This is a genomic window from Mesorhizobium sp. CA6 (genome assembly GCF_020165035.1).
Classification (GTDB): domain Bacteria; phylum Pseudomonadota; class Alphaproteobacteria; order Rhizobiales; family Rhizobiaceae; genus Mesorhizobium.
Genome location: NZ_JAIUHI010000005.1, coordinates 201920 through 215101, shown reverse-complemented (window position 1 = coordinate 215101; position 13182 = coordinate 201920). Strand labels below are relative to the sequence as shown.

Sequence of the window (13182 nt, the reverse complement as noted above, 5' to 3'; positions counted from 1 at the left end):
CTCAGCCCGCTTTGTGCGATAAGACTGGAAATTCGATCGTCTGACCATCCCGCGCGGCAAAAGAGCCGGCAAACCTGTTCTTGGCCAGTTTCTCGATCTCGTCCAGTTCCTCGTCGGTGCGCGCCGGATCGTGGTGAACCAGCGCAAGCTCCCGCGCACGGGCCGCCTCGCAGAGCTTGACCCCCTGTTGCCATGTCGAGTGCCCGTTCCCGCGGTAGCGTTCCATTTCCTCCTCGGTGTAGGCGCAATCGTAAATGACGAGGTCGGCATCTTCGATTAGGCCGAGCACCGCCTGATCGAGTTTACCCGACTCATGTTCGGTGTCTGTGATCACCGCCACGACGCGGCCACCCCATTCGACCCGATAGCCTATACAGCCACCGGGATGGGTGAGACTGCCGGTTCGGATCACCACCCCTTCACGCGGCCGAAGCACGTCTCCTGACACGAAATCGCAATAGTCGAGGCTTGCCTTGCAGACGTCCAGTCTCACCGGAAACCAAGGCGGCCGCATGAACTCATCGACCATCTGTCGGGTCGTCATGCGTCCTGCAAGATGCCCGGACCAAAGCCTGACTTTGACGCTGCGGTCATAGATCGGCTTAAATGCCGGCAGCCCGATGATGTGGTCATAATGGCAGTGGGTGAAAAACAGGTCGAAATCGGTCACGCCCGACGCCCGAAGCGCCCAGCCGGCAGGCCGCAAGCCGGAGCCGGCGTCGAACAGAAGCGTATGCTTGCCGCATCGCATCTCAATGCAGATCGTGTTGCCGCCATAGCGGGAGAAGTCTGGCCCCGATACCGAAATGCTGCCGCGGACGCCCCAAAACCTGACCAGGAAAACGTCGTCGTCCATGCAAGCCCTTCATATTCCCCTAGGCCATCGTAGCCAAACAACTGCTGCTAGGCGAGACAGGTTTTCCTCCTGATGACCTTGTCCATGAGAGGTCAGTGCCATCACGACGGCAAGGATCGGCGCAAATCATTCGTTATTTGGCGCTTCGTGCGTCGATCAGATCCGCGGTCGTATGGCTTAGGCGATCGGCGAGAACCCGAACCATCTCGACGGTCATTTCCGGGAACTCCTTCATAAGCCTCAGGAAATGATCCTTGCGAATTCTCAAGGCTTCCACCGGACTTGCGGCTCTGACGGTGGCCGTGCGGGAGCTGTTGCACAATATGGCGATCTCGCCAACGATCGAATTTGGCAGCAGTTCGGCAACTTTTATCGGTCCGCTCTCGGAATCGACCAGAATATCGGCCTTGCCTGAAAGGATGACATAGGCGGCGTCTCCCTCGTCGCCCTGCCGGAAAAGGATCTGGCCGGCGCTGTAGCTTACGCGATCAGATGTGAACGCAAGCAGCTTGAGCTTTGCCGGCTCGATGCCAGAGAACAAGGGAACGCGTTGCAGCATTCCGACCTCATCCTTGAGCAGCATTGTCGCAAACCTCCCAAAATTCACGCCTGCCAGACTAGAACAACCGACATCCAGATGGAATCAATTCTGCTTGCGGATAGCGGGACGAACCGCGCGAACGTGGCGGCCTGATCAGTTGGAAACCTTAATCTCTTGAGCTTGCAGCAAGTTCCCATCGGCGGAACGATCCCATCTGAATGTCCGGGCTCTATGACAGCAGTTCCTTGAAAATACCGCTCCCCGCCAAAAGCGTCTCGTGTGGTCCGTCTTCCACCAAACGACCCGAGTCGAAGACGACAACGCGATCGAACATCATCGCCATTGCCGGATTCGTCACGACCCACACAATTGCCGGCGAACGGCCGTCGCGTCTGGCTTCCTCGAGCACGTTTTGCAGCACCTTTTCTTGTACGCGCTGGTCGAGCGCCGACAGCGGCCGGTTGAAAATGAGAAAATCGGGACGCTTGAGCAGGGCCCGGGCAACATCGAGCTTCTGTCGCTGTCCACTGGTCAACCGCCTGCCGCCGGCGCCGACGTTGAAGTCCAAGCCGACATCCAGCAGTTCGGCATAAAGCCCCAGTTCATCAAGAATATCATAGACAATGGAGCGTATGCGGTCCGGCGCATCGGGATGGTTGCTGCCCAGACGCCCGAACAGGACATTGTCCATGACAGTAGCCGCAGCAATGTATTTGGCAGGATCGTAGCGTTCGACGGCGTTTTGCAGCTCGGGCGGCAGGTCTTCATAGAACTGGTTGCGTGCGGCGACGATCTTGTTCATCAATTCGTCGCTGAGCAGGCCGAAGCGATGCCGGGGCTCGATATAGGCAAAGCTCAGGGTGACGATCATGGCGCGGTCGCTCTCCGAGACCGTCTCGTAGGGACGGTTCTTGAGCCGTTGCAGCAAGGTTTCGTAGGCTGGTATCTCCTCGGCGCTCATGAAGGCGAGCTGCTGGAAGAACTGGTGATCGGGCGGTAGGTCGGCAAACAGCTCGATCGCTTGTTTGGCGATATCCATGCCCATTTCGTAGAGCATGCGATCGAGGCCGGCTTGCATCAGCACCGACGCGAAATAAGGATTGGCCGCCAGGGCCCTGTCGGCCAGCTCCGGGCCGGCGGCAGCGCCGAAGAGCAGGTTCTGGCCGATCGTTGCTTCCTTATTGTAGGCGCCCGGTTCGAAAGGAACCACCAGTCCGCTCAATCCTTCGTGTTCCAGCCGGGTTCGCAGCGCCGCACGCAATTCGACGATCCGCCCGGCAAGTTCCGTGTGACGCGTGAGGTCGGCCGAAGAACGCAAGCCTAGATCCAAAATGTCGCGCGACAGAAGAACCGCGTCGAGCACCTGGCGCACGGCTTCAAAGAGGTCGTGCGGGCCGGTAGCGCCGACGGAAGCATAGTCGATCCAGTCGCTGTGGATATCAAGGTCCGGGTTGCCTGATCGGCGCGCCTCGTGGATGTTCCAGCGGTGCTGGTCCGCCGCGGCACCGTCATAAGTCACCGACGTCAGCGGCGCATGCTTCAACCCGTAGAGCAGATTGTCGCGGAGGCTTGCCTGGAACAGGAAAACATCCGACGAGGCATAGGACATGCGCCGACCGGTCACTGCTTCGGGGAGTTCAAGCAGGTCGTCGGCACCCGAAGCGACCCTTCCGCTTTCCGGCCAGTTCAGCCGCGCGAAGGCCTCTGCAAGCGCCTCCGCTCCACCTGTTGAGGTGCTGACCAGCGCCACCGTCTCCCCCGGCTTGACCTGGAGAGAGATACGGTCGAGGAGCATTGCACCGCCATCGTCTGCCATGGACAGACCGATCGCCGACAGGGGGTTGGTCATCGGACCGGGATCGTCGATCGTCAGTGCCCCGATTCGCGGCGCAATGAGACCCTCGACGGTGAATTGTTCGACGACCTGCTGGTATTTGACCTGGACATCCTGCCGGTCCTGATCCCAGTCGATCAGTTCCTTCATCGGTCCGGGCAGGTCCTTGTAGGCGCCGATCACGGCCACGAGCTGACCGACGTCCAGCCGCCCCCGAATGACCAGATACCCGCCGACCATGTAGAACAGAAAGGGGGTGATCTGCGCGAGAAAATTGTTGAGGAACTTCACCATGAATTTCCATTGGTAAAGATCGAAGCGGATCTTGAAGATGAGCCCGAGCCGGGCAGCTATGTCGGCGCGCTCGTAGTTTGACGTATCATGGACGTGAACCGCGCCGATGCCGTCGACGATTTCGCCGACGCGGCCCGACAGCGCGCGCGCCGTCAACTGCCGTTTGCGCCCGAGCACGATCAGCCGCCGCCGCATTCGCGGGATCAGCACGATCTGGATCAAGACGATCACGGCGGCGATCATTCCGAGCCAGAAGTTCTGGACCACGATGAACAGCATGGCCGTCACCGCCTGGCCGCCGAGCAGCACCGGCTGCAGGAAAGCATCGCCGATGAAACCGCCCAGCGGCTCCACCTCGTCCTTCACCATGGTTGCCACCTCGGCGGATTTCACGCGCTTGAAATAACGCGGCGGAAACCGCAGCACACGATCGACCAGTTCGAAGCGGATACGGCGCAGCATCCGTTCACCGAGGCGGCCCTTGTAGGTGTTGATGTAGAATTTGAACAGGCCGTTGATGATGACCAGCAGGAGGAACACAAGGCTCAGGGCAAGCAGCGTCGTCGTGCGGTCGAGCTGAAAGCCAGGAAAGAACTGGACCTCTCCGATGAACGGCAGGTTATAGTGTAGCCTCATGAATGGCTGGGTCGCGCCCGGCTGCTCGAAGCCGCGACCTTGGATCGGGCCGTTGACAATCAACTTCGGCAGGTCAAAGGACATGAAATACGGGATCATCGAAAGCAAGACGATAACCAATATCCAGAGCTGCTGCTTCTTGGTGTGCGTCCAGATATAGCGAGCCAGGCTGGGTTCCATATGCGACTGTGGACCTTCAGTTTAAAGAACAAAGTAAAAGCATCAGCTGGCGGACGGCGCATCGGCAATCATCACCGGCGACATGTTCGAAGCCTGCGAGGCGGCTTGGCGGGGCAAGATTGCGTTGTGTCGCCCGAAATCCCAACGTACAAGGCGAATATGATGGATGTCACGCAACCGCGCAATGCCGGCATGAACGGGCACGAGCAGGCCTTGGACCTCACGCGGGGAATTGCTGCCTATGTCAACCACCCTCTCGTGGCAGGGCTGGCGCGCGTCATCGCCAAACATCCGAAGGCCGACATCGCCAACGCCTTCAACCACAAGCAGGTGGCCTGCAAGATGTGGGCGCTCGACAGGCTGTTCGAAAGCTGCGGCGGGCGCTTCGGGCGCATATGGGTTCTGGGCGGATGGTACGGCATATTGCCGGCAATGCTTTTCAACGACCCCCGCTTCGATATTGCGGCAGTCGATAGCATCGACATCGATCCCGAAGTCGCGCCAGTTGCCCGGACCCTCAACCGGGAAGCCGGCGGCCGGTTCCGGGCGCTAACAGCAGATATGTACGCACTCGACTATGCGGCCGGGCCGTCCGATCTGATAGTCAATACGAGCTGCGAGCACATAGCCGATCTGCGTGCCTGGCTTGCCCTGCTTCCGCGGGGCACGAATGTACTGCTGCAATCAAATGACTATTTCAGCGAGCCGACGCACATCAACTGCGTGGCTTCACTTGCAGCTCTCGAAGCAATGGCGGCGCTGCGGGAGATACGATTCTCTGGCGAACTACCGACAAAAAATTATTCGCGCTTCATGCTAATTGGAACTGTTTGATGCATTTCGCCCAAAAGCGCGTAGCGGTTTTAGGACAACGACATGCATCAAAACAAAGACTTAAAGCGCGGCGCCTGAATCCGGTTCAGCGCGACGCGCTTTAGGCCCCGCCATCTGCTTGATCATGTCCTATTCCGAGACCGGGCCCCATTTTAGGGACCGTGTTCGATGCCGCTCGCACAGGATTTGCGCCGAGTGACGCGCCCCTTCCAGATCGAGACGATGCGCGGACGGCCTCGGTGCCACAAGCGCCTGTTCGATCGCCTGCGCCAAACCTTCAGGCGTCAGGTCCTTTTCCATCAGCACCGTTGCAAGCCCGAGTTCTTCGAGCATCAAGGCGCGAACTGTTTGTTCGGTTTCCCCGCCGGCTGCAAACGGCACGAGAAGGGAGCGACAACCCGCGCGGAGGACATCGCAGACCGTGTTGTAACCCGCCTGCGAGACCGACAGGCGGGCGCCGGTCAGCAAGCTGGCAAAATCCTCGCGGAAGCGGAAGATGGACAGGCCCGGTGTGGCATCGCGTGCGATCGCGTCAAACTCGTCTTTCGGCAGGTTGGGGCCGGTGATCAAACACCATTTCCAGCCATTGTTGGCATTCCGCGCCGCTGCGATGGTGGAACCGACAAGGCCCGTTCCGGCAGCCCCGCCGCCAACCGACACCAGAATGTCGAAGCGCTCGGTGGCCGCGGGCGATGGCGGCGCGGCAACGAGCCCTGTGTAGGTGACCTCGGCCCTGATTGCCCCAGCCAGCGGAAATGTCTTGTCGATGGTTGCGAAAGCCGGATCGCCGTGGACCATGACAAGGTCGAAATGCCTGTTGATGAGATCGACCGTTTCCTCATTTCGGCCCGGCTTGACGCGCTCCTGAAGGATATCACGGACGGACGTCACCAGTAGCGGCCTGGGCGACGTCGCGTCGATGGCCTCGATCAGCGGCAAGAGTTCGAAACGCATCTGCCGGCGTCCAAATGGAAACGCCTCGACAATGACGATATCAGGCCTGCAATCCAGGAATGCCTGCAGCAGCATTCCTGAACGCCGTTTCTTGAAATCATCGTCGATGGGTTTGCCCTGCAGGTCGACAAGTCCGGAAAATCCTTCATCACCGGAGGTGACGGGTGGCAGGGACACAGATTTTACACCCAGTCCTGGAAACCCCGCGATCGACGCTCCGCCAGTCACCACGGTTACGTCAAACCCGTCATCGACCAGCGCCGCCGCAATGCGGCTGGCGCGCGCGAGATGGCCGATACCGAGGAGGTGCTGGACATAGAAGAAAGCGCGCAGTCGCTTCATTCGGCGGCCCGCCACTCCCGCTCGAACAGTTCCTTGAGCTGTCCAATGCTAGCTATATGGTCGAAATTGCAGCGCACGCACTGCTCCGCGGCGTCGCCGAGGCGGGCGCGAAGCACGGGATCACGGATCAGGCGCTCCAGCGCCTCTGCCAGGGCAATTGGGTTTTCCGTCGGAACCAGCAGCCCGGTTTCATCCGGCGACAAAAGCTCCGGCACGCCGGAAATATCGGTCGACACGCAGGCAAGCCGCTGGCTGGCCGCCTCCACCAGGACATTCGGCAGACCGTCCCGGTCGCCATTTGCGGTGATCCTGCAGGCCAGGGCGAAGATGTCGGCGAACCGGTAGTGCTCAAGCACCTCCTCTTGCGCAAGCGCGCCCTTCCAGGAGACGCGTCCATCCAGTCCGAGCTTTTGCGCCAGCGCCTTGAGCCGTTCCAGTTCCTCGCCGCCGCCGATATGCTCGAAACGCCACGCCAAATCGCCAGGCAAGAGGGCAAGGGCCTCCAGCAAGGTATCGTAACCTTTCTTTGCAACGGCGCGCCCGACGCTCAGAATGATGACCGGTTCGTCCGGCGCCGAGCCGTCCCGCTGTTTTCGCGCCTCGCCGAAACTGCCGAAGCGATCAAGGTCGAGCCCATGGTAGCTCAGATGCACGGACGAGTTGCCATTGGCGAGTTCGTTCAGACGGTCGAAGCCGGTTTTCGTGCAAGTGACCGTCCAGCGCGCCGAGGAAAGCTTGCCGGCCAGATCCCAGTCCGCCGAAGTCCAGATGTCCTTGGCATGGGCTGAGCAGCTCCAGGGCAGACTACGAAGCAGGCTGGCATAGCGCGTCACCGAGGCCGGCGTGTGCGCGAAATGTGCATGCAGCCATCCCGCGTCTTGCGGCCATTCGGCCGCCAGCACGAGCGCTTGCCCGAAGCGGCGCACGCGATTGCGCGTAAAGTCGCGGGGGATATCGGCAGCCAGCGATCCGAGCGCGCGCCAGAACCCCGGCCGCAGCAGATAGGCAAACAGCGAGCGAACCACGCGCAGCGGCTCGTGATGCAGATATTCCGGCAGATAATGGACGGGCGCTTTGATCTCGTCATGCACGGGGTGGCGTTTTGCGTCGGTCGGCCGCCTGAGCGCGACGAGTATCAGGTCGAATCCCGCGCGCTCCAGACCGAGCAGTTCCTGCGCGATGAAGGTTTCCGACAGCCGCGGATAGCCCTTCAGAACCACGACGATCTTGCGACGTTGCAACTCAGCTCATTCCCTCAATGACCGAAAGGTGAGGGCTGGCCCGCCGATCGAGCAGTTCTGCAACGATTTCGGAAATATGAGGCAGCCCTTCCAGCCTCAGATGCGGATTGCTCTGGGATGGGCGGGGCCGGTCCGGTAGCGCCACCAGTGCATCGGCAAACCGCTGGGAATCCTTGGCTTCGTCCGGCAAAAGCATCTCGATGAGGCCGAGTTCGGCTGCGCGCCGAGCTCGGATCAGTTGTTCCTGGCGGGGCTCGACGCGCGGCACGATCAGCGCCGGCTTGTCGAAAGACAGTATCTCGCAATAGGTGTTGTAACCACCCATTGCCACTACCGCCTTGGCGCCGGCAATCAGGTCTTCCATGCGGTTGTCGAACTCGATCATCTTGACGCAGGGGATCTTGGACCCCTTCTTGAGCAGCTTGTTGCGCTTGCGCGCCGGCATGTAAGGCCCAAGCACGATCAGCGCCCTATGCTGCAATTGCGGGTCCTGCTGATAGGCATCGATGACGTCGTGGATCAGTTCCGCGCCGTCACCGCCGCCCCCCGTGGTAACGAGGATATACTCGCCCTCGGGCCGGTGGCCGGGCAACTCGTTCCGCTGCAGGCTCCGTTGCAGGAAGCCGACGAACCGCATCTTTGCCCTGACAGCCGGCGGCACATCCAAGCCGGTCAACGGATCGTAGAAATCCGGCGGGCCATAGGCCCAGACCTTGTCGTAGAATAGGCCTATCTTGCGCATCACATCCCTGCGTGCCCACTCTGCTTCGAGCAGATGCGGCGCATCCATCACCTCGCGCAGGCCAAGCACGAGCGTGGTACCTCGCGTCTTGAGGTAGGACAGCGTGTCCTCGATCTCACCGCGCAGGCCGAGCGGTTCCTTGTCGACGATGAAGATTTCCGGCCGGAAGGTCTCGGCTGTGTGGCGGATGATCGACTGCCGCATCCTGAGCGTCTCATGCAGATCGATATCCTTTTCCAGCGAGGTGTATTCGCCGTTGCGCAACTTGATGACGCTGGGGATCTTCACGAAGTCGACACGGGCGCGATAGTCGAAGGCGCCGGCGATAGGCGCGCCTGAAATGATCAGCACCTGAAGTCCGCGGAAATCCTCGACCAGCGAATGCGCGATCGTCCGGCAGCGCTGCAAGTGGCCGAGCCCGAACGTGTCGTGGCTATACATGAGAATTCGAGCGTCTTGTACGTGCTGCGTCATTATTGAACGTCTTTCAGAATTCTCGCGTTGAGAACCGGGGACGACCCGCTGGATTCGAAACCACCCTCGCGAGCCCACCGACCTGTTGTGAAACATGAGGGCAAAATTTTCAATTTGTATTCCTCAAAGGGTCCATATGCTGAAGCGGGAGCCGCACCCGCTCAGTTGCCCGCTTGCCACGGATCATGAAGAACCTGCACCATTCGCTGGTATTGATCATCCCCGATTTTCCATCTTTGGCTGCCGGCCCTGAGCGCTACCGCCGTCGTTACGCGGTTGATCGCCTTGCGGTTGAACGCCCGTGAGCGCAGAGATTGCGGACCGTCACACTGCTTCGACGACCCCGCGCCTGCCGGCTTGATCGCTGATAAGTCGCGGCCGCTTTTAAGATGGAACCGCTCCAACTTCCATTGCCACGTCGGTGACGTGGCGTTCGGCTGGGTCAAACCAACGGATTCCGTCTTGCGGGCTTGGTATTTGTCTGACATAGTTTACCATCTCCTAATGTTGCAGTGGGTAATTGGGGCACAGAAATGGCGAAGGAATCTTCGAGTGCCGCTTCTTCGGCAAGTAAAGCGGACGCAAATCTGATAGGTAATGCAGAGGGAAACGGGCTGAACTTCATGGCCTCCCAGGCTCGCGAGGGCGGGGCCGGCGGTGATGCTCCAGGTGTCGACAAGATACGCGATCTTTTGTTCGGCAATCAGATGCAGGACTACGACCGCCGTTTCTCCAAGCTTGAAGAGCGGTTCCTGCAACGCTTCAAGGATGTCGAGTCCGAAACCAAGCGCAATCTTGAAACCTACGAGTCGAATGCCAAGAAGCAGGTCGACTCGCTGGCGACGCAGTTGCGCAACGAAAAGGATGCGCGCGCCGAGGCCGACAAGGAGATCGACCGCAATCTTCGCGATCAAAACCAGGCACTCGAAAAGCAGGTGCGCGCCTTGTCGGACCAATTGAGCGAGCTCGAGCGCGAATTCGCGGATCGCATGAGCAGAAGCGACCATTTGCTGCGCGAGGAAATCAAGCAGAAGAACGAAAGCGCTCAAATGCTGATGGAGAAGATCTTTTCCGATCTAAGCAACGTCAAGACTGACCGGAATCTTCTGGCCGGCCTGTTCGTCGAGGTCGCGAAATGTCTCAACCAGGATCCCGTCGGCAGCAAGGGCAATTCGGAGCGTGGCTGGAAAGTGAGTTGATCGGAACTTGACGTCGAGCGTCGAACCAATCAGCCTATCTCAAAGACAAGCTTCGAACGATACCGGTATTGATCGCGAGGCTTTGGCCCGCCTTTTGGTGGAAATTGCCCGGAACGTCGATCCGGACAACCGTGCCCTTTACGAAGGCGTTCCGGCCGCCGACCATCGGCTTGAAAGGCTCCGCCAACTGCTCGTCGGCGGCGAGATCTCGGAGCTGTCACGCGTTACGCACCTGCTCGACGAACCCGAGCAGCTTGCCGCCGCGGTGGGAAACGTTCTGCCCGAAGCAACGGCGCGCGCGTCCCATGCGCAACTCGGCGAGGCCCTTGCCCCGGCCGTCGAGAGAGCCGCGCAGCGGTCCATCCAAAAGAACCCGAACACGCTGACCGATATATTGTATCCGGTTTTTCTGCCGGCGATTCGCAAGTCGATCGGCGAAAAGATCGACCAGACCTTCCAGTCGTTGAATGAGTCTCTGAGGCATATATTCACTTGGCATGGGTTGAAGTGGAGGTTTGAAGCCTGGCGAACGGGGACAAGCTTCTCGGCAGTTGTTCTCAAGCATTCTCTTATCTATCGCGTGGAACATGTCTTTCTCATCAGTCGCGCTTCTGGGCTCCTGATTGCGCATGTAACATCCCAAGACGCAACCAGCGAAGACCCTCAACTGATTTCCTCGATGCTGAGCGCCATCCAGGATTTTGTGAAGGACTCTTTCAAAGAGAAGGAAAACAGCGGCCTCGACACCATCCGGTTTGGGGAACTTCGCCTCTGGTCGGAAGTCGGACAGTTTGCGACCCTGGTTGCGGTGATCCGGGGAAATCCTCCGGAGGAACTGCATGAAGTCCTCCGCGACGTACTGCTTCGCATCCATCAAGAATCCTCGCGAGCCCTGGAGCGGTTCGACGGCGATAGTTCCCAGTTGCCCGGCGTGGAGACGCAGTTGCAGACCTGCGTCGAGCTGCAGCACATGGATACGAAAGAGGGATTTCCGTGGCTGGTGGTGACGGCGGTCCTGCTGGCATTGATCGTGGGGGGCGGCTGGTTCTTTCTGTCCTGGCAATCCGCACACCGCTGGCAGACCTACCTGTCGCGGCTGGCAGCCCAACCGGGTATCGTCGTTTCGGACCAAAAAATCCGTGGCGGCGAGTTCTATGTCGCCGGCCTGAGAGACCCGCTCGCCGCGGACCCACAGTCGCTGCTGCCGGGAACGGAGGTCGATCCCGCCCGCGTTCATTCAAACTGGCACTTCTATCAGAGCCTCGAGCCGGAATTCGTGCTGAAGCGGCTGTCGGCGTCGCTGGCGCCGCCGGATTCGGTACGACTCTCGGTCGTCGATGGTCGCATCGTTGCCGAGGGCGAGGCGACCACCACGTGGATCGACCGGGCGCGGGCCGCTGCCCAGCAGCTTTCGGCAGGCGGCCCAGTCTTCGACATTTCCGGGGTCAGCGATGCGAGCGCCGAGGAGCGCTGGCAGGCCTACGTGACGCAACTGGAGACCCAGCCTGGCATCATCGTCGCCGATCACAACGTGCGCGACGGCCAATTCTACATTACAGGTCTGAGAGACCCGCTTGCCGCCGACCCAAGGTCGCTGTTGGCGGGAACGCAGGTCGATCCCACGCGTGTTCATGCAAGCTGGCAATTCTACCAGAGCCTTGAGCCGCAGTTCGTGCTTAAACGGCTGACGGCCTCGCTTGCTCCGCCGGATTCGGTGCGGCTTTCAGTCGTCAATGATCGCATCGTTGCCGCGGGTGTAGCCACCACCGCGTGGATCAACCGGGCGCGCGCGGCCGCCCAGCAGCTTTCAGCCGGCGGCCCGGTCTTCGACATTTCCGGGGTCCGTGATGTGAGCCCCGAGGAGCGCTGGCAGGCCTATGTGTCGCGCCTGGAGGCGCAGCCCGGCATCATCGTCGCCCAACAGAATGTGCGCGATGGCCAATTCTATATTGCCGGCCTGAGAGACCCGCTTGCCGTCGACCCGCAGTCGCTGCTGTCCGGGACGCAGGTCGATCCCGCGCGCGTTCATGCCAGCTGGCAATTCTATCAGAGCCTTGAGCCGCAGTTCGTCTTGAAGCGGCTAACGGCGTCGCTGTATCCGATGGATAAAGTGCGACTTTCAATCGTCAAAGGTCGCATCGTTGCCGAGGGTGAGGCTCCCGACACCTGGATAGATCGGGCGCGCGCAGCGGCAAGACAGCTTTCAGAAGGCGGGCCGGAGTTCGACATCTCCAAGGTTCGTGATGTGAGCCCCGATGCACGCGCGGCGGAGCATTGGCAGTATTATGTGTCGCGACTTGAGGCCGAACCGGGAATCATCGTCGCTCAGCAATCGGCGAGGGGCGGAGATTTCTACATTTCCGGTCTGAGAGATCCTCTTGCCGTCGACCCAAAAGCTCTGCTGTCCGGAACACAGGTCGATCCCGCTCGCGTTCATTCACAGTGGCAATTCTATCAGAGTCTTGATCCGAAGTTCGTGGTGAAGCGGCTGACGGCGTCGCTGTCCCCGCCGAAATCGGTTCGGCTTTCGATCGTCCAGGGTCGCATCGTCGTTGTGGGCGAGGCACCTGCCGGCTGGATCAGCCGAGCGCGGGCCGCCGCCGACCAACTTTCGGCGGACGGAGTGGTTCTGGATGTCTCGCAGCTGAGCGAGCTAAACCTTGCAGAGCTTAATCAGTTGAGAGAGGCCATCCAGACGACCGATATTTTCTTCTCTTCCGGTAGAGTTGTCCCGGGACCGGAGCAGACGCCGGTGCTCGACAGACTGGCTGATCAGCTGAAGGAATTCGCAGAAAATGCCCACAAGGCAGGCGTGACGGCGCGGTTCATGTTGACCGGCCATTCGGACATAACGGGTCGCGAGACGGCCAACGCGTCGATCAGCGCCGCCCGCGCCGAGACAGTTCGCGCGCTTCTCAACAAGCGCGGCGTCGCTCCGGAACTCCTGCAGGTTCGGGGCGCCGGCACCTTCGAGCCGGCGGTGCCCGAAAATGAAAATAGCCGAACTGGGAACTCCACCAATCGCCGGGTTTCGATTACGGTGAACCTAGAGTAG

10 protein-coding genes are annotated in these 13182 nt (G+C 60.2%); 3 read left to right on the top strand and 7 right to left on the bottom strand.

The window, feature by feature from the left end; all coding sequences use genetic code 11:
* Window position 1 precedes the first annotated feature (1 nt).
* The 3 genes from LB526_RS09770 to LB526_RS09760 all read right to left on the bottom strand — a co-directional run bounded on the left by LB526_RS09770 (window position 2) and on the right by LB526_RS09760 (window position 4341).
* Window positions 2-856, bottom strand: a complete 855-nt coding sequence (locus tag LB526_RS09770) for an MBL fold metallo-hydrolase (protein WP_224545059.1) — start codon at window positions 854-856, stop codon at window positions 2-4.
* Between the two features lie 133 nt (window positions 857-989).
* Window positions 990-1439: a cyclic nucleotide-binding domain-containing protein gene (locus tag LB526_RS09765; protein WP_095765767.1), complete on the bottom strand. Its 450-nt coding sequence runs from the start codon at window positions 1437-1439 to the stop codon at window positions 990-992.
* A gap of 187 nt (window positions 1440-1626) precedes the next feature.
* Window positions 1627-4341: an ABC transporter transmembrane domain-containing protein gene (locus LB526_RS09760; RefSeq protein WP_224627437.1), complete on the bottom strand. Its 2715-nt coding sequence runs from the start codon at window positions 4339-4341 to the stop codon at window positions 1627-1629.
* A 159-nt stretch (window positions 4342-4500) separates the two neighbouring features.
* Here LB526_RS09760 and LB526_RS09755 point away from each other — a divergent pair, with 159 nt between their 5' ends.
* On the top strand, window positions 4501-5175 hold the full coding sequence (locus LB526_RS09755; protein WP_411962587.1) for a class I SAM-dependent methyltransferase: 675 nt from the start codon (window positions 4501-4503) through the stop codon (window positions 5173-5175).
* Window positions 5176-5304: 129 nt separating this feature from the next.
* Here LB526_RS09755 and LB526_RS09750 read toward each other — a convergent pair whose 3' ends face one another.
* From LB526_RS09750 to LB526_RS09735, 4 genes are all read right to left on the bottom strand, one after another.
* A complete protein-coding gene (locus tag LB526_RS09750) occupies window positions 5305-6471 on the bottom strand; it encodes a glycosyltransferase family protein (RefSeq protein WP_224523655.1) in 1167 nt (388 codons plus the stop codon).
* Entirely contained in the window at window positions 6468-7712 is a 1245-nt protein-coding gene (locus LB526_RS09745) for a glycosyltransferase (RefSeq protein WP_224627436.1), read from the bottom strand. Before LB526_RS09745 ends, LB526_RS09750 begins: the two co-directional genes overlap by 4 nt.
* A gap of 1 nt (window position 7713) precedes the next feature.
* Window positions 7714-8928: a glycosyltransferase family protein gene (locus tag LB526_RS09740; protein ID WP_095765770.1), complete on the bottom strand. Its 1215-nt coding sequence runs from the start codon at window positions 8926-8928 to the stop codon at window positions 7714-7716.
* 161 nt (window positions 8929-9089) lie between these two features.
* Window positions 9090-9416 (bottom strand): hypothetical protein, encoded by a 327-nt coding sequence (locus LB526_RS09735; protein WP_224627435.1) that lies wholly within the window; start codon window positions 9414-9416, stop codon window positions 9090-9092.
* A 45-nt stretch (window positions 9417-9461) separates the two neighbouring features.
* Between LB526_RS09735 and LB526_RS09730 the strand changes: the two genes are divergently transcribed.
* Together LB526_RS09730 and LB526_RS09725 are read left to right on the top strand one after the other, a co-directional pair.
* The gene (locus LB526_RS09730) at window positions 9462-10127 is read left to right on the top strand and encodes a hypothetical protein (RefSeq protein ID WP_095765772.1); all 666 of its coding nucleotides are present in this window, start codon (window positions 9462-9464) and stop codon (window positions 10125-10127) included.
* 7 nt (window positions 10128-10134) lie between these two features.
* Window positions 10135-13182: an OmpA family protein gene (locus tag LB526_RS09725; protein ID WP_224627434.1), complete on the top strand. Its 3048-nt coding sequence runs from the start codon at window positions 10135-10137 to the stop codon at window positions 13180-13182.

What these genes read in the sequence shown, in the direction of transcription:
- LB526_RS09770 (WP_224545059.1), bottom strand. Translation starts at nt 856, where the DNA reads ATGGACGACGACGTTTTCCTGGTCAGGTTTTGGGGCGTCCGCGGCAGC.
- LB526_RS09765 (WP_095765767.1), bottom strand. Translation starts at nt 1,439, where the DNA reads ATGCTGCTCAAGGATGAGGTCGGAATGCTGCAACGCGTTCCCTTGTTC.
- LB526_RS09760 (WP_224627437.1), bottom strand. Translation starts at nt 4,341, where the DNA reads ATGGAACCCAGCCTGGCTCGCTATATCTGGACGCACACCAAGAAGCAG.
- LB526_RS09755 (WP_411962587.1), top strand. Translation starts at nt 4,501, where the DNA reads ATGATGGATGTCACGCAACCGCGCAATGCCGGCATGAACGGGCACGAG.
- LB526_RS09750 (WP_224523655.1), bottom strand. Translation starts at nt 6,471, where the DNA reads ATGAAGCGACTGCGCGCTTTCTTCTATGTCCAGCACCTCCTCGGTATC.
- LB526_RS09740 (WP_095765770.1), bottom strand. Translation starts at nt 8,928, where the DNA reads ATGACGCAGCACGTACAAGACGCTCGAATTCTCATGTATAGCCACGAC.
- LB526_RS09735 (WP_224627435.1), bottom strand. Translation starts at nt 9,416, where the DNA reads ATGTCAGACAAATACCAAGCCCGCAAGACGGAATCCGTTGGTTTGACC.
- LB526_RS09730 (WP_095765772.1), top strand. Translation starts at nt 9,462, where the DNA reads ATGGCGAAGGAATCTTCGAGTGCCGCTTCTTCGGCAAGTAAAGCGGAC.